The sequence below is a fragment of the Pseudomonas sp. KCJK9016 genome, from assembly GCF_046231795.1.
Classification (GTDB): Bacteria; Pseudomonadota; Gammaproteobacteria; order Pseudomonadales; family Pseudomonadaceae; genus Aquipseudomonas; species Aquipseudomonas bananamidigenes.
The window spans coordinates 162,696-182,443 of record NZ_JBJJMM010000001.1; the positions used below are offsets into that span (position 1 = coordinate 162,696).

Below are 19,748 nucleotides of genomic sequence, written 5' to 3' on the forward strand. Positions count from 1 at the left end.
GCATGAGCGACTCCCTTGATCTCAGCCTGGACGGTGTAGAACGCCGGTCGCTGGCTGACTTCACCGAAAATGCCTACCTCAACTACTCCATGTACGTGATCATGGACCGTGCCCTGCCGCATATCGGCGACGGCCTGAAACCGGTACAGCGGCGTATCGTCTACGCCATGAGCGAGCTGGGGCTGGACGCCGATTCCAAGCACAAGAAGTCGGCGCGCACCGTCGGCGACGTGCTCGGCAAATTCCACCCCCACGGCGACTCGGCATGCTATGAAGCGATGGTGCTGATGGCCCAGCCGTTCAGCTATCGCTACACGCTGGTGGACGGCCAGGGTAACTGGGGTGCGCCGGACGATCCGAAATCCTTTGCCGCCATGCGTTACACCGAGGCACGGTTGTCGCGTTATTCCGAAGTGCTGCTCAGCGAGCTGGGCCAGGGCACGGCGGACTGGGGCCCGAACTTCGACGGTACTCTTCAGGAGCCGCTGGTGTTGCCGGCCCGGTTGCCGAACATCCTGCTCAACGGCACCACCGGTATTGCCGTGGGCATGGCCACCGACGTGCCGCCGCACAACCTGCGCGAAGTCGCCACGGCGTGCGTGCGCCTGCTCGATGAGCCGAAAGCCACGGTCGAACAGCTCTGCGAACACATCCAGGGCCCGGATTACCCGACCGAAGCGGAAATCATCACCCCGCGCGCCGACCTGCTGAAAATGTACGAAACCGGCAAGGGCTCGGTGCGCATGCGCGCCGTCTACCACGTCGAGGACGGTGACATCATCATCACCGCACTGCCGCATCAGGTCTCCGGGGCCAAGGTGCTGGAGCAGATCGCCGCGCTGATGCAGGCCAAGCCATCGAAGGCGCCGCAGATCGCCGACCTGCGTGACGAATCCGACCACGAGAACCCGTGCCGCATCGTGATCATTCCGGTCAACAGCCGCGTTGATCACGAAGCGCTGATGCAGCACCTGTTCGCCAGCACCGAGCTGGAGTCGACCTACCGGGTCAACGTCAACATCATCGGTCTGGATGGCAAGCCGCAGCTGAAAAACCTCCGTGCCTTGCTGGTGGAGTGGCTGGAGTTCCGCGTGCTGACCGTGCGTCGCCGCCTGCAATTCCGTCTCGACAAGGTCGAGCGTCGCCTGCACCTGTTGGACGGTTTGCTGATCGCTTATCTCAATCTGGATGAGGTGATCCACATCATCCGTACCGAGGATCAACCGAAAGCCAAGTTGATCGAGCGCTTTGCTCTGAGCGAAATCCAGGCCGACTACATCCTGGACACCCGTCTGCGTCAGTTGGCGCGACTGGAAGAGATGAAGCTGCGCGACGAACAGGACGAACTGCTCAAGGAGCAGGCCAAACTGCAAGCGCTGCTGAGCAGCGAAGCCAAACTGAAAAAACTGGTTCGCAGCGAACTGCTCAAGGACGCTGAAACCTACGGCGATGACCGTCGCTCGCCAATCGTCGAGCGCGCAGAAGCCAAGGCGCTGACCGAACACGATCTGCTGCCTAACGAGAAAGTCACCGTCGTGTTGTCGGAAAAAGGCTGGATTCGTTCGGCCAAGGGCCACGAGATCGACGCCACCGGCCTGTCGTACAAGGCTGGCGACGGCTTCAAGACTTCGGCGGCGGGACGTTCCAACCAGTCCGCCGTGGTCATCGATTCTACGGGTCGCAGTTATTCGGTGGCCGCGCATACGCTGCCTTCTGCGCGGGGCCAGGGCGAGCCGCTGACCGGTCGTCTGACACCACCGCCTGGCGCCACCTTCGAATGCGTACTGATGCCCGAGGACGATGCGTTGTACGTGATTGCATCCGACGCCGGTTACGGTTTCGTGGTCAAGGGTGAAGACCTGCAGGCCAAGAACAAGGCCGGCAAGGCATTGTTGAGCCTGCCGAACAACGCCAGGGTCATTGCCCCGCGTCCGGTGCCCGACCGTGATCAGAACTGGCTGGCTTCGGTAACGACCGAGGGTCGCCTGCTGATCTTCAAAATCAGCGATCTGCCACAATTAGGAAAGGGCAAAGGCAACAAGATCATCGGCATCTCCGGTGAGCGTGTGGCCAGTCGCGAAGAATATGTCACGGACATCGCCGTTCTTCCTGAAGGCGCCACGCTGGTGCTGCAGGCCGGAAAACGCACCTTGTCGCTGAAAGCCGATGACCTCGAACACTACAAGGGCGAGCGTGGTCGTCGTGGCAACAAGTTGCCGCGGGGCTTCCAGCGGGTGGACGCGCTGCTCGTCGAAAATCTCAATTAAGCGACCAACGGGCGTTCGCACTAACCTCATGCAGGAGAAAACAAGTGAGAACGCCTCTCTAGAGCGCCCGATCTACGATTTAACCCGTAGATCGGCGCTTTGGCGCTGGAGTCGGAGCGCATATTCACGGATGATATGGCCTTTCCAAACGCCGGCGTGGCCGAGCGATCTTCATATTTATTGAGTATTTTCACTGTGGTCAGCCTGCGGCGACCACCTGGACGGGATGATGACTTCTCTGCGCCCCCTTATTTTCCTGCTCGCCGGCGTGCTTGGCCTGGCGGGTTGCAGCGTACACCAGCCGGTGTCGCTGTATCAGCTGGACAGCGGAAGTCCGGCTCAGCCTGCGCAAAGCGCGGGCATGGCGGTTTTGCTGGGCCCTGTAATCGTTGCCGACTACCTGCAACGTGAAACCCTGTTGCAGCGCCAGCCCGACGGCAGCCTGCAGGCAGCGGTCGATGGTCGCTGGGCCGGCAGCCTGTCGTCGGATATCGATCAACTGCTGTTGCGTCAGGTCGCCGGTCGTCTGGACAGCCAGCGGGTGGTACTGGCACCGGCAACCACCGGGTTCACTCCGGATGTTCAGGTGTTGTTGACCATCACTCGCCTGGACTCCGGCGCAAAACAGCCTGCGATTCTCGATGCGCAGTGGCGACTGCTTGACCGTCGTGGCCAGGTGCGTGACAACCGCATTGTCCACTTGCAAGAGCTGCACAGTGGCAGTACGGCTTCCCAGGTTCAGGCGCAAGGCATTCTGCTGCAGCGTCTGGCCGAGCAACTGTCGGTCGCGCTCAAGCCGTTGGCCAATCAGCCACCGGTTGCCGAAGCACCACGCAAGCCGGCATCGAAACCGGCAGCGCCGGCGGTGGAAGCCGAGAAGCAACCGAAGATCCCGATGGCTTCGCCGATTCGTACGGATATGGAAGTGTTCCGCTTCTAAGGCTGGAACGAGTCAGGATAGAGCCCGCCTTGCGCGGGCTTTTTTGTGTCTGGGATTAGAAGATCAAAAGCTACCCTCACCCCTGCCCTCCCGAAACGTCGGACCGCCCGGAGGGTAGGGTGAGGGGCTCTTCAAGGTCAGGCGCAATCACGAAAACGCCACGCACAAAAAAGCCCGCAGACAATCACTCGTCTGCGGGCTTCTTCACATCAAGGCCTCAGGCCCGGCGCTCATGCATCCGCGCCAGTTGTCGCTCGAGCATCGATGGATAGGGCTCCATCAGACGCTCAACACAGCAAGCCCCCTCAGGGCTGGCAATCGGCCGGATCCGCGCCCGCTGGCGGATCAGCGCGTCGTCGCCGATCTTGCGTTCCACCAGCAACAGGTTGCGGCTGTGCTGCGACAGGGCCAGGGCGTCCTGGGCGGAGTCGGTCAGCAGCAAGTCGATCTGGCTCAGGCCGAACAGCTCGTCGCCCAGGGTCAGGCCCAATTGCAATTGCAGGGTGATGCCACTGTCGGCGACTTCGATCTGCAACTGATGACCCAGAGCCCGCAGGAGCTCGCCGCAGCAGATGGCGTTGGTCAGGTAATCGTCGCCGCTGTCTTCGGTGTGGAACAGCATCAGCGTGCTGCCGTCGTTCAGGGTTTCGATTTCACCCTGATACAGCGAAGCGGCCTGCTCCAGGCAATCGCGATAGCGCTCCTGCAGCTCTTCCAGGCGTGCCCGTGGCAGACGGCGCAATTGCTCTTGCGAACCCAGCTGCACCGCCAGTACCGCCGTGTGCTGCGGCACGCTCGGAGTCGGCCGGCGTACCGCCGGTTGTGCGGTTTCGTTCAACGATTCGTCACGCAGATCGGCAAACGGATCTTCGTCATCATCGTCTTCAACGGTACTGACCACATGGCGCGGCGCAGGCTTTTGCGCAGCCATCGGACGGCTCTCGTCGAAACTCGGGTCGCGCAGGTTGCGCACTTCGAATTCCGGCTCGATGTCGTCATCCTCGAACTCGGGTTCCGGTTCAGGTTTGGGGGCCGGTTCCGGGGCGTAGCTGGCGTGCAGTTGACGGGCAAGGTCGCCGATTTCGTCCTGACGCTCGGTGCCCGGGGTAAATTCGTCGATCCGGCGCAGCCATACGCGCAGCTGCAGCAGCGGTGTGGAGATATGCCGGCCGAGGCGCAGGCTCAGGGCCAGCGACAGTGCCAGCAGGATCGCACTCAGAATGCCCATGCTCTGCAGGCTGATGGTCATCGGCTGCTGGAACTGGTCCATGTCCAGGCTGATACGCAGTTGCCCGGCAGTCACGTCCTGGAAGGTGATTTTGCTCTCGTACATGCCCTCGGCTTCGCCCAGCAGGCCGTGTTTGGGCCGCTGACCGGATTCGGCGAGGATGCGGTTGTCCACGCTGTAGATGGCGGCGTGGGCCACCAGCTTGTTCTTGGTCAGGTTGTTGAGCAGCACATTGAGGCTGAGGATGTCGTTGGACACCAGCAGCTCGGTGGCAGAAGTAGCGGTCTGCGTGGTCAGGCTTTCGCCCAGGGCATCCGCCTGCTCGTGCATGGCCTGCTTGAACTGCAAGCCCATCACACAGGCATAGATCACCAGGGCCAGAGCGACCAGGATCACGTTATGGCTGGCAATGCGCAATGCAATCGGTACACGGCGGTGGCGCAGTGCACGGAAGATCAGCAGGAAGAAGTTATCGGTTTTAACTGGCGTGGGCCGGTTCACTGAGCTCGGCTCTTTTGTCCGTGAAGTTGACGCGCAGTATAGCGACAGGCCCTAGACCGGCAAAGCGCTGGCGGTGCCCGATGGTCACTGAAAGTGGGTAGAATGCGGTTTTTTTCCAGTTGCGGGGGTGCGCGTTGCGCGAAATCGTCCTGATTAACATCACCGGAGCCGACCGTCCGGGTCTGACTGCGGCCATTACCGGTGTCCTGGCACAGGGTGGTGTGAATATCCTCGACATCGGTCAGGCGGTGATCCACGACATGCTGTCGTTCGGCATCCTCGTGGAGATTCCCGAAACCGAGCAAGGCAAGTCGGTGCTCAAGGACATCCTGTTCAAGGGCTACGAGCTCGACCAGCAGGTGCGTTTCACCCCGGTGTCCGAAGAGGATTACCAGCAATGGGTGGGCAATCAAGGCAAGAAACGCCATATCGTCACGCTGCTGACCCGCAAGGTCACCGCCGGCCAGTTGCAGGCCGTCAGTTCGATCACCGCCAAATATGGTCTGAACATCGACCATATCGACCGTCTGTCGGGTCGCATGCCGCTGGACACGCCGGCCGACAAAGGCAAGGGCTGCATCGAGTTCTCCGTGCGTGGCGAAGCCGCAGATCCACAGGCCTTGCGCGCCGAATTTCTCAGCGTGGCCCAGGAGCTGGACGTCGATATCGCCTTCCAGGAAGACTCGCTGTTCCGTCGCAACCGTCGTCTGGCGGTGTTCGACATGGATTCGACCCTGATCGAAGCCGAAGTCATCGACGAGTTGGCCAAGGCCGCCGGTGTGGGCGACCAGGTTTCGGCGATCACCGAGCGGGCGATGGCCGGCGAGCTGGATTTCCGTGCCAGCTTCAAGGAGCGCCTGGCACTGCTCAAGGGCCTGGATGTGAGTGTGCTGGACTCGATCGGCGCCTCCCTGCGCCTGACCGAAGGTGCCGAAATCCTGTTCGCCGAACTCAAGCGTCTGGGCTACAAGACCGCGATCCTGTCCGGCGGCTTCACGTACTTCGCCAAGCAACTGCAGGCGAAACTTGGCATCGACTACGTGTTCGCCAACGAACTGGAAGTGGTCGACGGCAAGTGCACGGGCGTGGCGATCGAGCCGATCGTCGATGCCCAGCGCAAGGCCGATCTGCTGAAACAGCTGGCTGAAAAAGAAGGTTTGCGTCTGGAGCAGACCATCGCCGTGGGCGACGGCGCCAACGACCTGCCGATGCTGGCGATTGCCGGGCTGGGCGTGGCGTTCCGCGCCAAGCCACTGGTCAAGCAGTCCGCCAAGCAAGCGATCTCCACCCTCGGGCTGGATGGCGTGCTGTACCTGCTGGGCTTCCGGGATCGCGACGGGCAGCTCTGACCCGTGCACAGGATCGCAGCCCTCGGTTGCGATCCTGGCTCAAAGCGATTTCCACAACGAGTCGAAATCTTCTTCGCTCCCGCCATCCTGCGCGGCTTCCAGCGAGCGATAGGCAAACTGATTGAAACTGTGTGTGCTTGCCACCCGCCGATCCAGCCCGGCGCGGTGCTCTTCGCCCAGGGTGTTGATCAGCACTTTGCTGCCTTCCTGAAACGGCAGACGTGGCGCCAATAAGGTCGCAGGCAGATCGATTGCACTGATTTCCGGCAGCAGCAGACCACGCAGGTAGTGGCTGTGTTCGTCCCGCGAACGCACCAGTTGCAACCCGCAGGGCCGGGCGTGTGGCGCTACCAATTCGATGCCCATCTGTGTCCCGGCCCCGCGTACCTGGCGAATCCAGCGCACTACAGCAATGCTCCAGCCCTGATGGGTGGTGTCCTGAATACCGACCATTTCCCCGGTCTGCAGTTCGGCAGGCACCTCTTTGGGCCATGCCAGGCAATAACCGCCGGGGCTGTGGTTGATGACCGGCAGGGCATAAGTCGGATAGTGCGGCGGGCTGTCGGCGTCGTTTTCGTCATCGGCCAGCGGTTCGTAACGGATTTCCTCATAGGGCAGAAGTTCGTCGGCCTTGCTCTGGGGAGCAGCGTCGAAGGCCTGGCTCCAGCTGTCCTTCTCGCCTTGAGCCACTGTCCGGCTGAAATTCGCGGCGCGTGAGCCAGGATGCTTGAGCAGTTCGCTGAACGTGCGCTCGCCACCCAGATAGAAGTGCAGGGCGCTCATGCCGACACACACGGTCAGGGTGCCCTGGCCGACGGTGCGCTGAAAGTTGCGCTCGGCTGCCTCGCCCCAAGTGGCGTACAGATGTTGCAAGGTATCGAGGGTCAAGCCGGTGGGCACGGGCAGTGGCGTCGAAGTGTCCTGATGCAGCAGGTGAGCTTCGATGGCTTTCACCAGTGGTTGTGGATCGAAGCCAAGCAGACCGGGCTGTTGTTCGCTGCGAAACTTGCTGCGATAACGCGGGCCGGCGTCAATCTCCGGGGAAATGGCAAACAACCCTTCGCCCGAATGGCCGGGATGCAGTTTCAGCCATGCGCTCCAAGGCTCGATGACCTGTGCGAGTTGAGCGATCGGGTTCTGCCGCAGTTGATTGCAGCGAGCGCTGCCCAACAGCAGCGCGGCGATATAGGTCTGTTCGACGCTCAGTTCACCGGTGAGGCTGGCCAGTTCATCACGTATCCGACGATGCTGCAGCTGCAAGTCACAGGCGCAGCGAAACAACTGGTGCAGCTCAAACCACAGTTGCTCCGGCGCCGGGCTGTAGAGCTGCGTGGCGCGCACCAGTTGCCCTTTCAGCGCATGGACGGCGCGTTGCAGGGCCTCGCTCAACAGGGCTGCACGGTCCTTTGTGTATTTGGGGGTGATACGCAAAACGATCTGTTTGTAACCGATGGCCAGATGGCCTTGCAGGGCCTGGCACAGATTGCTGATCTTGCGTGAGCGCTCGTCGAGCATGATCGCCTGATGCAGAAAGTGCCGTTCAAGGTGCTGACAGACGAAATACACCTCGGGCCGCAGCAGCTCCAGCAGTTGCAGGCGGTTGCCGCTGCGCGTCAGCAATTGATTGAGTTCGCCCAGTCCCTGATAGAGCTGGCGTGCGGTTTCGCCGATGTTGGCCTTGGGCAGGCCGGCAATCCAGCGCTTGAGGTCGCGCGGGGTCGCGTCGCAGAAAGACAGGCGCAATTGAGTGGGCGTCGGGGCGCTCAGTTGAGGTGGTTGTCGAGTCTCACTCATGCCGTGACCAGCTCCGGCGGCGAATAGGGCAATGCCAAAGACTCTAGCAGTTGTGGTCTGTTTCGCAGGCGTTTGTCAGTCTTTTTTACCGTTGGTCTGCTGGCCTGATGCCATTTCCTCAGGCGCTACTAGGCTCTTTGGCGTGCGATCGGAAACGCACGGTTGCACGGCTTGCCGCTTACGTCGGGCAGGTCTCTGAACAACTTCAAGGAGATGAGGTTCATGTCTAAATACGCAGTTGCAAACCAGTGGGGCGGTAGTTCGGCACCCTGGCATCCGGGTGGAACCTGGGTACTGGGCGCGCGGGACAACCAGAAAGTCGTCGCCATCGATATCAAGTCAGGCGACGGTGGCAAAACCTTTACCGGCACCATGACCTATGCCGGCGAAGGCCCTATTGGCTTCAAGGCTCAGCGCACTGGCCAGAACCAGTACAACGTCGAGAACCAGTGGGGCGGTAACGATGCCCCTTGGCATCCGGGTGGCAAATGGGTGATCGGCGGTCGGGATAACCAGAATGTTATCGCGCTGAATGTCACCTCGAGTGACGGCGGGAAAAACCTCAGTGGCACCAATACCTACGCCAACGAAGGGCCGATCGGCTTCCGCGGGCAGATAGAGTAACGGCGCCGTTCAGGTCGTGTCCGCCCCTTCGCAGACGTGCGCAGGGGCGGATCAGCAGGTTCAGGCGTTCGACAGTGCCAGGGCCTGACCCATCTGTACCGGCGAGCCGGCTTTCAGTTCCTCGACCCATTTCACCTGATCCGGCCCGAACAGCACGATCGCGGTGGAACCCAACTTGAAGCGCCCCAGTTCGGCGCCTTTTTCCAGATGAATCGGCGCACGGGCGGCTTCGTCGTAGCGGAAGGTTTTCAGCTCGCGCTTCGGTGGCGTAACCAGACCGGCCCACACGGTTTCGATTGAGGCCACGATCATCGCCCCCACCAGCACCACGGCCATCGGCCCGCGCTCGGTGTCGAAGATGCACGCTACGCGCTCGTTGCGGGCGAACAGTTCCGGAACGTTTTCCGCCGTGGTCTGGTTGACCGAGAAGATCCGGCCCGGGATGTAGACCATTTCGCGCAGGGTGCCGGCCAGCGGCATGTGTACGCGGTGGTAATCCTTCGGCGACAGGTAAACGGTCGCGAACTCGCCACCCATGAACGGCGCGGCATTGGCGGCGTCGCCACCCAGCAGTTCGAGCACGCTGAAGCTGTGGCCCTTGGCCTGGAAGATGCGACCGTGTTCGATCGGGCCGAGCTGGCTGATCGCACCGTCGGCCGGGCTTAGGATCGCGCCCGGTGTCTGATCCAGAGGGCGTGCGCCGTCTTTCAGTGCGCGGGTGAAGAAGGCGTTGAAGTGCTCGTAAGCGGTCACGTCCTCAACCAGTGCCTGGGACATGTCCACCTGATAACGCTTGGCGAACCAGATGGTGAAGGCATTCTTGAACCAGCGCACGCGGCACTCGGCAATGCAGCCGGCCAGGCGCGACAGCAAGTGGTGAGGCAGCAGGTACTGACTGATGATAAACAAACGCTCTTTCATGACTGTCCTTGAAAATCCTTAAAGCTCGACAGGGGTGTCGGGGTGGTTGCCCCATTCGCCCCAGGAACCGGCGTAACCCTTGACCCGCGGATAACCGAGGGCCTTGGCCACCAGATAAGTGAAACCGGACCGGTGATGGGTCTGGCAGTGAGTGATGATTTCTTTGTCCTTGGTGATCCCGAGGTTTTCCAGGATCTGCGGCATGTCGGTACGAATGCGCAACTGACGCGTCTGATCCATGCCGGCTGTCCATTCGAAATTGACCGCGCCGGGGATGTGACCGCCCTTGGCTGCCAGCACTTTCTCGCCGGAGTATTCCAGCGGTCCGCGAGCGTCCCAGATCGCTAGGTCGGCGGCGCCGAGACGGCTTTGCAGGTATTCGCGGGTGGCCGTTGGTTCATCGTGCAGGGTCAGGGACACCGGGCCGCCGACCGCAGGCGGGACCTGGATCGACATCGGCGAACCTTCCGCCAGCCACGCCGGCAGGCCGCCGTCGAGGTAGTGATACTTGTCGTGGCCGATGACATCGAGCAGCCAGATGAAGCGCCCGGCCCAGCCACCGCCCTCGTCGTCATAGACCACGTAGACCGCGTCCTTGTTATGGCCCAGTTCGCCGAACAGCTCTTCGAGTTTTTCTTTTGTCGGCAACAGGCCCGGAGCCGGTGCCTGGCCCAGCTGGGTGCGCTTCGGGTCGACAAAGCGTGCGCCGGGAATGTGACCCTCGGCATAGCGGGCGGCACTGGTCAGATCCACCAGAATCAGGTTGCGGGCGTCGAGGCGCGGGAGCAGGTCGCTCGGCTCGATCACCAGCGCCAGGCCAGAGAAGTCAGACATGTGAGGTCTCCAGAGCACAAAGGGGAAGGATTGTAGCTGTCATTGGCCGCGCTGGCTAAAGCTGTGCAGGGCTTTCTCGATGCACTGCGCGGTTTTGCCGAAGGCTTGCACGGTGATGTCGGCGAACGGCCCGCCGCCCTGGTCGGCCACCACGATCATGATCACCCGGCCGTTATGGACCAGCGAGCGCAGAAACAGGTGTTCGCCCCGGAACAGTGTGCGCAGGGACGGCGGCAGCAGAGCGGAAAACTGGGCGTTGTTGTCCGGGGTGATTCGCACCTGTGCCTGCTGCGCGAGCAAACGTTGCAGTACCGTGCTCTGGCTGACGACGAAATTGAGCGCAGCGGCTTCCTTCGGCAAACCGGCAATCTGCTGCACCCGCAGACTCGACTGAGTGCGATCGGCCATCAGGATCATCACCCGGCGCATGCCGCTGGCCACCAACGCGTCGCGGGCGGCGATGGTCAGGTGCATGGCATTGGTGAAACGGCTCGGCTCGGCCAGCAGCTCGGCGCATTGCCGGCGCCATTTGGCGAGGTCTTCGGCATTGGGTGCTGCGGCAGGCAACAGGCCGGCAGGCAGACGATGAGTGCCCGACGGCCAAAGCAGCGAAACCGCCGGATGCCACAGATCCGGCATCGAATGCCGGCGTGCGCTGTTGGCAGCTTGCTGGTGCAGCTGTTGTTGCACTTCATCCAGGGAAATCTGCAGATAGAGGCTGGTCAGGTACTGCCAGCGTTCACTGTGCGGACTGTCCCAGGCCTGTTGCGCCGACAGCGCCAGACCGTTGGCCAGCAGCACGGTGTTGGCCGGCTGATTGAGCCAGTTGCGCAGGGTCGGGTCGTCATCCAGGCGATTTTGCTGGCGCAGCGGGTGATCGACGTCGCGGGCGATGCGCAAGACCTTGACCAGCTCGCGCTGTTCGGTGAGCAGCAGGCGATAACCCTGCTGCACCCAGATCGGCAGACGCCAGATGTCGACCAGTGCCTGACCGATCTTCAGCAGGCGCACGCCGAACAATTGTTTTTCCACGTCGCGGGCAGATTCGCCCTTGTGGATCACCCGCAGTTCCCATTCTTCGAGCAGTTTCGGGTAAGTCAGCGCCAACGGCCAAAGCGGCGACAGAAACAGCAGGCTGCCCCAGTGAATGTCCTGCCACAGGCGCGCCAGGCGACTGGCGAAAAAACCGTTGGCCTGTTGCGTGGCGTGCTGGCTGATCATCTGCAACTGGCGCAGGGCCTGGGGGATTTGCGCCTGGGGTTTGGCGGGCAGGCGTGCCAGCAGTTCCTCGGTGCGGGCCAGGCCCAGGCGGTTGATCGCCACTTCAAGGTTTTCCGCCGGTGCGGTCAGGCTGCCCTGGGTATGGCGGTTGGCTTCGCGAATGATGCTCAGGGCCAGCGCCGGGCTGTCCTGCATCAGGTCGGCAATGTCGCGCAACGAGCTGCGATTGTCGCGGATCGCACGGCAGACCTTGTCGTGAGCCTCTTGCGGCACCGGCAGGCGCACGCCGTCGAGCAGCTTCACCCAGCCATCGAGTGTGGTCGGTATTGCGTGTGGGACGTTCGTTTCATTAGCCATGTCTGGACGGGATCTTGATCTGCTGTAGACGCGCCCGGCACGGGCTAAATTGGCTTTTCGCCTGAACTGGCTATAGTCTGGCGCAGTTTTGCCGATAAGTAGAAGAAGAGATTTTTTAACTTCCGAATATGACCTTGAACCCGACTTAAACAAGTACTTTCTATCTATGGCTAAAATTATCGGCATCATCGTCGTATTCGCGAGCGTGCTCGGCGGATACGTGCTCTCCCACGGCAAGATTGCCGCCCTGATCCAGCCTTTCGAGGTGATGATCATCGGTGGTGCGGCACTCGGAGCGTTCCTCCAGGCCAACCCCGGCTACATGACGATGCACGTGCTCAAGAAAGCCCTCGGCATGTTCAGCTCGCGTTTCAGCCACACTTTCTATCTGGAAGTGCTCGGCCTGATCTACGAAATCCTAAACAAGAGCCGCCGCGAAGGCATGATGGCCATCGAAGGCGACATCGAAGATGCCGCTGCGAGTCCGATCTTCGCCAAATACCCGGCGGTGCTGAAGGACGAACGCATGACCGCGTTCATCTGCGATTACCTGCGCATCATGTCGTCCGGCAACATGGCGCCGCACGAACTTGAAGGCCTGTTCGACATGGAGCTGTACAGCCTCAAGGAAGAACTGGAGCACCCTTCCCACGCGGTCAACGGCATCGCCGACGGCATGCCCGGTTTCGGTATCGTCGCGGCGGTACTGGGTATCGTGGTGACCATGGCATCGCTGGGCGACGGCGACCAGAAATCCATCGGTCTGCACGTGGGTGCGGCACTGGTCGGTACCTTCTTCGGTATTCTGGCGGCCTACGGTTTCTTCGGCCCGCTGGCGCATTCCCTGGCCCACGATGCCAAGGAAGAGCTCAACGTCTATGAGGCCATCAAGGCTTCGCTGGTGGCTTCGGCTTCCGGCATGCCGCCGTCGCTGGCCGTTGAGTTCGGGCGCAAGGTTCTGTACCCGGCTCACCGCCCCAGCTTCGCCGAGCTGGAACAAGCGGTTCGCGGTCGCTAAGTCATGGAAAATAACCAGCCGATAATCATCAAGCGCGTCAAGCGCTACGGTGGCGGGCACCACGGCGGGGCGTGGAAGATCGCCTTCGCCGACTTCGCGACGGCGATGATGGCGTTCTTTCTGGTGTTGTGGCTGCTGTCCACCGCGACACCGGAGCAGAAGATCGCCATCGCCGGTTACTTCAAGGACCCGGTCGGCTTCTCGGAAAGCGGCACGCCGTACATCATCGATCTGGGTGGCACGCCGACCCTGGCGCCGGAGAACACCCTCAACCCTGAAGTGAAGTCTCAGCCGCAACCGGACAAGGTCACGGTCGACACCGATCAGGTCGAAGGCATGGCCGAACAGGTCGAGAAGGAACGTTTGGAACTGTTGCTGCAGGAACTGCAGAACAAGGTCGACGAGAACCCGCAACTGCAGAAGTTCAAGGATCAGATCCTGTTCGAAATCACGCCGAACGGCTTGCGCATCCAGATCATGGACGCCGAGAACCGGCCGATGTTCGACTCCGGTTCCGCACGCCTGAAGCCGTACTTTGAAGACATCCTGCTGGCCATGGCCGACACCATCAAGGCGGTGCCGAACAAGATCAGCATCAGCGGCCATACCGACGCCAAGCCGTACACCGGCACCGGCGACTTCGGTAACTGGGAGCTCTCGGCCAACCGTGCCAACGCCGCCCGGCGTGCGCTGGTGGCGGGCAGCTATCCGGACGGGCAAGTGGCACGGGTGGTGGGTTACGCCTCGTCGGCACTGTTCGACAAGGAGAATCCGTTCAACCCGGTCAACCGTCGTATCGACATTGTGGTGCTGACCAAGAAAGCCCAGGCGGCCATCGAAGGTTCGCAAGGCGCCGAGCCGGCGAAACCGGCTCAGGGGCAGAACGGTGCGGATGCGTCCAAACCGGTCGACCCGAATGCCTTGCCGGCGGATCAGCAACCGGTACCGGCGCACGAGTTGCGCGAACGGTTGAACCTGTTCGACGACCCGCTGCCGAAACCGGCCGAGCCGGGCAGCGCTGCGCCAGCGCCGGCGCCTGCTGCACCGGCGACTGCACCGGCGACTGCACCGGCTCCTGCGCCGAAACAGTGACCTGCAAAAAAGCCGCGAGATGATCGCGGCTTTTTGTCTCCGGTTGTCTAGTACCCGTTTTCGGGCAGGCTGGCGATGATCGAGCGGTAGCTGTTCATCCGCTGTTGCTGGATGCGTCCCTCTTCAAGGGCCTTGAGCAAGGCACAGCCCGGTTCGCGATCGTGCTTGCAGTCACGGAAGCGGCAGGTGCCGAGCAGGTCGTCGAACTCGATGAACCCTGCCTCGACATCAGCGCGACTGACGTGGCCCAGGCCGAATTCGCGGATACCCGGGGAGTCGATCAGTTCACCGCCGCCCGGGAAGTGGAACAGCCGTGCGGTGGTCGTCGTGTGTTGACCCTGACCGGACCATTCGGACAACGGACCGACACGGGTTTCGACATCCGGCAGCAGGCTGTTGACCAGCGATGACTTGCCGACACCGGACTGGCCGACGAACACGCTGATGCGCCCGTCGAGCTGCTTCTGCAGCTGTTCCATGCCGTTGCCGTGATGTGCCGACACTTCCAGCACCGGATAACCCAGCGTACGGTACACCGCCAGCAACGCGTTCAGCGCCGGGGCGTTCTGTTCGTCGATCAGGTCGAATTTGTTCAGCAGCAGCAGCGGGCGGATGCCGGCGTGTTCGGCCGCGACCAGATAACGGTCGATCAGGTTGGCGTGGGGCTCGGGCAACGGGGCGAAGACGATGACGATCATGTCGACGTTGGCGGCCACCGGTTTGAGCTGGCCACGGCTGTCCGGGCGGCACAGTTCGGTGGTGCGCGGCAGTTGCGCGACAATCACGCCGATGCCCTGGTTGCCGGCACGCCAGACCACTCGGTCGCCGGTCACCAGCGCGGGCAGGTTGGCCCGCAGATAGCAGCGGAAAACCTGGCCGGCCAGTTCACCATCAACGGCCTCGACCTCGACCTGCACACCGAAGTGGGCGATCACCAGGCCGTGTTGTTCCGGGCCCAGGTCGCCGCCTTCGAGCGCCTCGACCGCCGAGGACTCGCGTTTGGCGGCGCGGGCGGCGCGCTCGCCCTGAATCTTTTCGATGCGCCAGTTCTGGCGGCGATTGAGTTGGCGTTTGGCCATGGGTGTTCCGTCTGAAGAATGCAGCGATTAGGTAAAACGGCCGCGAGTTTAGCACGCCCGGGCATCGGCCTAGGCTAAACTGCGCGGCATTGCCTAGGAGTCGAAATATGCAGAACCCACAGAACCTGATCTGGATCGACCTGGAGATGACCGGTCTGGATCCGGAAAACGACGTGATCATTGAAATGGCCACCATCGTCACCGACAGTGACCTGAACACCCTGGCCGAGGGCCCGGTGATCGCCATCCACCACAGCGACGAAGTGCTCGCCCGCATGGACGAGTGGAACACTCGCACTCACGGCAACTCCGGCCTGACCCAGCGCGTGCGTGAAAGCCGCGTAAGCATGGCCGAGGCTGAAGCCGAAACCATTGCCTTCCTCGAAAAGTGGGTGCCGAAGGGCAAGTCGCCGATCTGTGGCAACAGCATCTGCCAGGATCGTCGCTTCCTCTATACCCACATGAAGTCGCTGGAAAGCTACTTCCACTACCGCAACCTCGATGTCTCCACGCTCAAGGAGCTGGCGGCGCGCTGGGCACCGGACGTGCGTGACAGCTTCAAGAAGGGCAGCACCCATCTGGCGCTGGATGACATCCGTGAGTCCATTGCCGAATTGCAGCACTACCGCAAGCATTTCATCAAGTTCTGAGATCGGCGGCCTTTGTGATGAGGGGGCTTGCTGTCGCCTTCCTCATCAAGGACGTTCAGCAAAGCCCTCTTCTGGTGCAGCCCTGAAATGGCTAGACTGCGCGCCTTCCCGCCAGGATCGCCACCATGTTGCTGATGCTCTACCTCGTCGCCATTACTGCCGAAGCCATGACCGGTGCCCTCTCTGCGGGCCGGCGTGGCATGGATTGGTTCGGTGTGGTGCTGATCGCCTGCGTCACGGCGCTGGGCGGTGGTTCGGTGCGCGATGTACTGCTCGGCCACTACCCGCTGACCTGGGTCAAGCACCCGGAATATCTGGTGCTGACCACAGTCGCGGCAATGATTACCGTGTTCACCGCGCGCTGGATGCGTCATCTGCGTTCGCTGTTTCTGGTACTCGACGCGGTCGGTCTGGTGGCATTTACCCTGATCGGCTGCATGACGGCTCTGGAAATGGGCCACGGCATGCTGGTGGCTTCGGTCAGCGGCGTGATCACCGGTGTGTTCGGCGGCATCCTGCGCGACATCTTCTGCAACGACATTCCATTGATCTTCCGTCGTGAACTCTACGCCAGTGTCTCCTTCGCTGCGGCGTGGTGTTATATGTTGTGTTTATATCTTGACGTGCCCAGTGAACAGGCAATTCTGATCACGCTGTTTGGCGGTTTCCTCTTGCGTCTGCTGGCAATCCGGTTTCATTGGGAAATGCCGAAGTTCATCTATAACGACGAAAATTGATCGGGCGGCTACAGCTTCTTACATTTCACTTTTAGTGACTCCCGCGATGGCGTGATATCAGTAATCGACTCCGTTCATGAAGTTCGGAGGTGATATCAGTCAAGGGAGTGAAAGTATGAATGACGCTAATGTGCTGGCGACGGATAACAAAAGTTCGGTTGTTCCCGACAGTGTCGAATTGAAAGTCAAGTTTGATTCGGGTGCATCCTTGCGGAGCAAGGTTTTGTACGGCAACGGACGGATGCAGGTGAAAGTTCAAGTGCTGGTGTCCGGTTACGATGAAAACGGCGACCCTGCTCCTGTTTCCGCGGATGTATTGGATACGGTTGAGCTGATCCACTACAACACCGGCGAAACATTGAGAAATGGCTGGAGCGCCAGCGCCGAACAGGGGCGGTTCACGCTCGAGGCACCCGCCTCCAAAAGTGTTGCGCAACAGCCGAATGAACAGTCGCAAAGCACCGGCCATCCACATGTACGTACGTTCTGGGTATCGTCATCGGGCGTTGGCACCACGCAGATTGCGGCGCGCATCTCGCTGCACGGAAATGTCATTCGAAGCAATGGCACCGGTGTTATCGGTCGCCAGGACAGCAGCGTCACGCTGGATGCGCAGCTACCGGTCAGCTGCTCACTCGAGCAATTTCATTTGCAACGGGTGCGGCGCGGGAATGAAGAGCCTGGCAACCGGATCTGGAACTACTATCTCGGACTGAATTACCAGGGCCAGCAGATCAAGTTGGTGGACTGGTTTTCGTCGAAAGGTTCGGATGACGTGGTGTTTGCCTACGGGAACTGGGTGAGGGCACAGAATACCAATTATTTGACAGGGGTTCTGGCAAGACCGGACAAGACCGATATTGCCGTGAGCTTGCCCGTGAATGACAACAGTCTGGTGAATTATATATTCCGGGATTCTGCCTTGGATTCTTCGAATGCAAGCAAGGAATATAGGGTGCGGGTCAATGATCGTCATGGTGAGTTGACGTTTGTGCAGGCGCTTTCCGAGTTTGCATACAATCATGCTGAATATCGTGCGGACGAGGTGTTTTATTTTTCCGCCATTGACCAATATGGAACGGAGCACAAGCTGGCCATTCGAATTGACTTCACGGAGTGCATCTTTGTTCTTGAGCGCGGATGAAGTTGCATGTGGAAGTAATTACATATGCACTTTGTAAAAGGACGAATCGGTAAGGTGTCATGTCAGTGTTCTTTGTTGGCCTGCATGCATTGACACTATAACTCGCCAGCGCCCGCAAGGGGGCTGGCCCAAAACGGCTCAAGGATGAGACTTCATGATCGGCAAACCGACAAAGGGCTCCGGCCCAAACTCCTCAACCCCCGCTGCCCGGACACCGGGATGTGACACGCCACCTCGAGTGGATGTCGTCCTGCCGCGGGGATCACGTCGACCTGCCTCGCCGTTAGCAAGACCTGAACCTGGCGACCCGGAAAGTGGAACCAGGGTTTCGTCGTCGGTTGTCGAGTCCGGCATGGTGGTATCCGAATCCGCGCCGATGGCGCCGGTAACCGAGCGGACGCTTACGGATTTGTCCGATTTCTGGATCAACGCTACCGTGCCGCTGCCCGGCGCTGATGAGCAAGGGATCAGAATATTCAAGCAACGCCGGTACATCGAGTTGGCTGACGGGCATTTTGTCCAGATCGCCAGGGATCCCGCTTCGGGTGACTGGCGAGCAGCTCTGCCGCGCGAAATTGCTCCTTCCGGGCCGGTTCTGGTACGCGACGAACGCAGTCGATACTGGCAGCCGAAAGATAACAGCAGAGTGAGAAAGGGCACGGGAGCGGACGACGCCGAGGTTGAGAGTCTTGCATTCGAATCGACCTCGACTCCCCTGATATCGCAATCATCCATCGAGCGCAGGGTGCGAGCGCTATATCCCGATCTGCCGGACGGCGAAGTGACGAGCTTCATCGCTGAGCGTTTGCAGGTCGATCCTCTCAACATACTGCGGCGACTGGAGCATGAGTCCGTGACGCTGCGTGAAGAGCTGGAACAGTGGCTGGCACATGCATCCGTCACTCGCGATGACCAAGCGGGGATGTCTTCCGAACTTCTCGTTGCCCAGCAACAAAGTCGCGAGAAATTCAGTCGGGATCTGCAGGCAGTCTGGCGAGGCGAATCGATACCGGGCCGGGATCTCGCCGATAACAGCTTCTCGACGTTCATTGATTTTTCGGGGGCGTTGCCGCACTTGTCCGCGCGGTTCGAACGGGTGACAGAACTGGTGCTGAGCGGGCGTAACGTCGATGCGACACTGGGGCGCTTTCTCGAGGGTTTTCCCAATGTCCGCTACCTGATCATTGAAGCCCTGCGGATGGAGGATTTTTCTCCGGCAATCTTTCAGATGCGGGACTTGCTGCACCTGACATTGAACGGATGTTCGTTGCGACTTACCCGGAACAGTGCCGAGGGCCTTTCGCGGATTGAAACCCTCACGCTGCTGGACCTCAGAGACAACCCTCTGCACATTGCCCCTTCTGTTGGATTCATGCGCGGGCTGCGTGAGTTGATGCTGCGAAACTGCAGTCTGACCGAGCTTCCTGACGGGTTGGAGCGTTTGCCGGCGCTGACGCGTGCGGATTTGCGGGGAAACGATATTGTCGTTGTCGGCGACGAATTGTCCGAAATTCCGGATACGCAGAATCTATACCTGGACTTGACAGATAACCCGCTCGGCGAAACGGCGCGACAGCGAATCACCCGCTATCTGGAAAGCGCGAGCCTGGATCGTAGAGTGCAGATACACATGGAAGAGGCCGATGCCGATGAATCTTCTGAGTCAAGTGATAGTTCCGACAGCGGGATGGAGTCCGATGTCTGAGTGATGCCGTACCGGCATCTGCAATTTTTGTTTTTTGTAATCAAGCATGGGTGTTAAGTTTTAGCCCGCCTTCTTCTTTGTCTTTCTCTGGACTTTGAAGGGGGTGGGTTTTTTGTCTTTTGTACTTGATTTTGAATGTTTCGCTTTCGATTTTCAGGTGGGTGTTTGAATTTTCTCTGTTTACATGCTGTCAGGTATTGGTGCTGTTGCAGGATGGGGGTCCTGTTTAATATCTGGTTGTCCCTTGGTTGTTATAAGAGATGAGGGCATATATTTATAAATGGAGT

Annotated in this window: 16 protein-coding genes; 10 read left to right on the top strand and 6 right to left on the bottom strand. The window is 60.4% G+C overall.

Features of this window, described 5'->3' with window-relative positions:
- Window positions 1–2 precede the first annotated feature (2 nt).
- Window positions 3–2,267 carry a DNA topoisomerase IV subunit A gene (gene parC / locus ACK6BI_RS00705; protein ID WP_065258752.1) on the top strand — a complete coding sequence of 755 codons (2,265 nt, stop codon included), beginning with the start codon at window positions 3–5 and terminating at the stop codon, window positions 2,265–2,267.
- Window positions 2,268–2,496: 229 nt separating this feature from the next.
- Entirely contained in the window at window positions 2,497–3,207 is a 711-nt protein-coding gene (locus ACK6BI_RS00710) for a membrane integrity-associated transporter subunit PqiC (protein ID WP_409315608.1), read from the top strand.
- A 217-nt stretch (window positions 3,208–3,424) separates the two neighbouring features.
- On the opposite strand, the gene ACK6BI_RS00715 is transcribed toward ACK6BI_RS00710, so the two are convergent.
- Window positions 3,425–4,936: an AhpA/YtjB family protein gene (locus ACK6BI_RS00715; RefSeq protein ID WP_409315609.1), complete on the bottom strand. Its 1,512-nt coding sequence runs from the start codon at window positions 4,934–4,936 to the stop codon at window positions 3,425–3,427.
- 134 nt (window positions 4,937–5,070) lie between these two features.
- On the opposite strand from ACK6BI_RS00715, the gene serB reads away from it, so the two are divergent.
- The gene (gene serB, locus ACK6BI_RS00720) at window positions 5,071–6,285 is read left to right on the top strand and encodes a phosphoserine phosphatase SerB (RefSeq protein ID WP_409315610.1); all 1,215 of its coding nucleotides are present in this window, start codon (window positions 5,071–5,073) and stop codon (window positions 6,283–6,285) included.
- 39 nt (window positions 6,286–6,324) lie between these two features.
- Here serB and ACK6BI_RS00725 read toward each other — a convergent pair whose 3' ends face one another.
- Window positions 6,325–8,079, bottom strand: a complete 1,755-nt coding sequence (locus tag ACK6BI_RS00725; RefSeq protein ID WP_409315611.1) for a molecular chaperone — start codon at window positions 8,077–8,079, stop codon at window positions 6,325–6,327.
- Window positions 8,080–8,301: 222 nt separating this feature from the next.
- Here ACK6BI_RS00725 and ACK6BI_RS00730 point away from each other — a divergent pair, with 222 nt between their 5' ends.
- Window positions 8,302–8,703: a lectin OAA gene (locus ACK6BI_RS00730; protein ID WP_065258757.1), complete on the top strand. Its 402-nt coding sequence runs from the start codon at window positions 8,302–8,304 to the stop codon at window positions 8,701–8,703.
- A gap of 60 nt (window positions 8,704–8,763) precedes the next feature.
- Here the strand turns inward: ACK6BI_RS00730 and asd are convergent, their stop codons facing one another.
- Genes asd through ACK6BI_RS00745 form a run of 3 tightly spaced genes read right to left on the bottom strand, consistent with a single transcriptional unit; the run spans window position 8,764 to window position 12,036 of the window.
- A complete protein-coding gene (gene asd / locus ACK6BI_RS00735; RefSeq protein ID WP_409315612.1) occupies window positions 8,764–9,624 on the bottom strand; it encodes an archaetidylserine decarboxylase in 861 nt (286 codons plus the stop codon).
- Between the two features lie 18 nt (window positions 9,625–9,642).
- Window positions 9,643–10,458 carry a rhodanese-like domain-containing protein gene (locus tag ACK6BI_RS00740; protein WP_409315613.1) on the bottom strand — a complete coding sequence of 272 codons (816 nt, stop codon included), beginning with the start codon at window positions 10,456–10,458 and terminating at the stop codon, window positions 9,643–9,645.
- A gap of 39 nt (window positions 10,459–10,497) precedes the next feature.
- Complete coding sequence (locus tag ACK6BI_RS00745; RefSeq protein ID WP_409315614.1) at window positions 10,498–12,036, bottom strand: HDOD domain-containing protein; 1,539 nt, start codon at window positions 12,034–12,036, stop codon at window positions 10,498–10,500.
- Between the two features lie 166 nt (window positions 12,037–12,202).
- On the opposite strand from ACK6BI_RS00745, the gene motA reads away from it, so the two are divergent.
- Together motA and motB are read left to right on the top strand one after the other, a co-directional pair.
- Window positions 12,203–13,054 carry a flagellar motor stator protein MotA gene (motA, locus tag ACK6BI_RS00750; protein WP_065258761.1) on the top strand — a complete coding sequence of 284 codons (852 nt, stop codon included), beginning with the start codon at window positions 12,203–12,205 and terminating at the stop codon, window positions 13,052–13,054.
- Between the two features lie 3 nt (window positions 13,055–13,057).
- Window positions 13,058–14,146, top strand: a complete 1,089-nt coding sequence (gene motB / locus ACK6BI_RS00755; RefSeq protein ID WP_409315615.1) for a flagellar motor protein MotB — start codon at window positions 13,058–13,060, stop codon at window positions 14,144–14,146.
- A 47-nt stretch (window positions 14,147–14,193) separates the two neighbouring features.
- Here the strand turns inward: motB and rsgA are convergent, their stop codons facing one another.
- Window positions 14,194–15,225, bottom strand: coding sequence for a small ribosomal subunit biogenesis GTPase RsgA (gene rsgA / locus ACK6BI_RS00760; RefSeq protein ID WP_409315616.1), 1,032 nt, complete (start codon window positions 15,223–15,225; stop codon window positions 14,194–14,196).
- Window positions 15,226–15,332: 107 nt separating this feature from the next.
- Here rsgA and orn point away from each other — a divergent pair, with 107 nt between their 5' ends.
- The 4 genes from orn to ACK6BI_RS00780 all read left to right on the top strand — a co-directional run bounded on the left by orn (window position 15,333) and on the right by ACK6BI_RS00780 (window position 19,461).
- Complete coding sequence (gene orn / locus ACK6BI_RS00765) at window positions 15,333–15,875, top strand: oligoribonuclease (protein WP_065258764.1); 543 nt, start codon at window positions 15,333–15,335, stop codon at window positions 15,873–15,875.
- Window positions 15,876–16,000: 125 nt separating this feature from the next.
- Window positions 16,001–16,612, top strand: coding sequence for a trimeric intracellular cation channel family protein (locus tag ACK6BI_RS00770; protein ID WP_409315617.1), 612 nt, complete (start codon window positions 16,001–16,003; stop codon window positions 16,610–16,612).
- 115 nt (window positions 16,613–16,727) lie between these two features.
- Entirely contained in the window at window positions 16,728–17,756 is a 1,029-nt protein-coding gene (locus ACK6BI_RS00775; RefSeq protein ID WP_409315618.1) for a hypothetical protein, read from the top strand.
- 352 nt (window positions 17,757–18,108) lie between these two features.
- Entirely contained in the window at window positions 18,109–19,461 is a 1,353-nt protein-coding gene (locus ACK6BI_RS00780; protein ID WP_409315619.1) for a leucine-rich repeat domain-containing protein, read from the top strand.
- The last annotated feature ends 287 nt before the right edge of the window (window positions 19,462–19,748 follow it).

Coding starts and splice junctions, on each gene's coding strand:
- motB (WP_409315615.1), top strand. CDS start 13,058: ATGGAAAATAACCAGCCGATAATCATCAAGCGCGTCAAGCGCTACGGT.
- rsgA (WP_409315616.1), bottom strand. CDS start 15,225: ATGGCCAAACGCCAACTCAATCGCCGCCAGAACTGGCGCATCGAAAAG.
- ACK6BI_RS00710 (WP_409315608.1), top strand. CDS start 2,497: ATGACTTCTCTGCGCCCCCTTATTTTCCTGCTCGCCGGCGTGCTTGGC.
- asd (WP_409315612.1), bottom strand. CDS start 9,624: ATGAAAGAGCGTTTGTTTATCATCAGTCAGTACCTGCTGCCTCACCAC.
- ACK6BI_RS00725 (WP_409315611.1), bottom strand. CDS start 8,079: ATGAGTGAGACTCGACAACCACCTCAACTGAGCGCCCCGACGCCCACT.
- ACK6BI_RS00740 (WP_409315613.1), bottom strand. CDS start 10,458: ATGTCTGACTTCTCTGGCCTGGCGCTGGTGATCGAGCCGAGCGACCTG.
- motA (WP_065258761.1), top strand. CDS start 12,203: ATGGCTAAAATTATCGGCATCATCGTCGTATTCGCGAGCGTGCTCGGC.
- orn (WP_065258764.1), top strand. CDS start 15,333: ATGCAGAACCCACAGAACCTGATCTGGATCGACCTGGAGATGACCGGT.
- ACK6BI_RS00775 (WP_409315618.1), top strand. CDS start 16,728: ATGAATGACGCTAATGTGCTGGCGACGGATAACAAAAGTTCGGTTGTT.
- ACK6BI_RS00730 (WP_065258757.1), top strand. CDS start 8,302: ATGTCTAAATACGCAGTTGCAAACCAGTGGGGCGGTAGTTCGGCACCC.
- ACK6BI_RS00745 (WP_409315614.1), bottom strand. CDS start 12,036: ATGGCTAATGAAACGAACGTCCCACACGCAATACCGACCACACTCGAT.
- parC (WP_065258752.1), top strand. CDS start 3: ATGAGCGACTCCCTTGATCTCAGCCTGGACGGTGTAGAACGCCGGTCG.
- ACK6BI_RS00780 (WP_409315619.1), top strand. CDS start 18,109: ATGGTGGTATCCGAATCCGCGCCGATGGCGCCGGTAACCGAGCGGACG.
- ACK6BI_RS00770 (WP_409315617.1), top strand. CDS start 16,001: ATGTTGCTGATGCTCTACCTCGTCGCCATTACTGCCGAAGCCATGACC.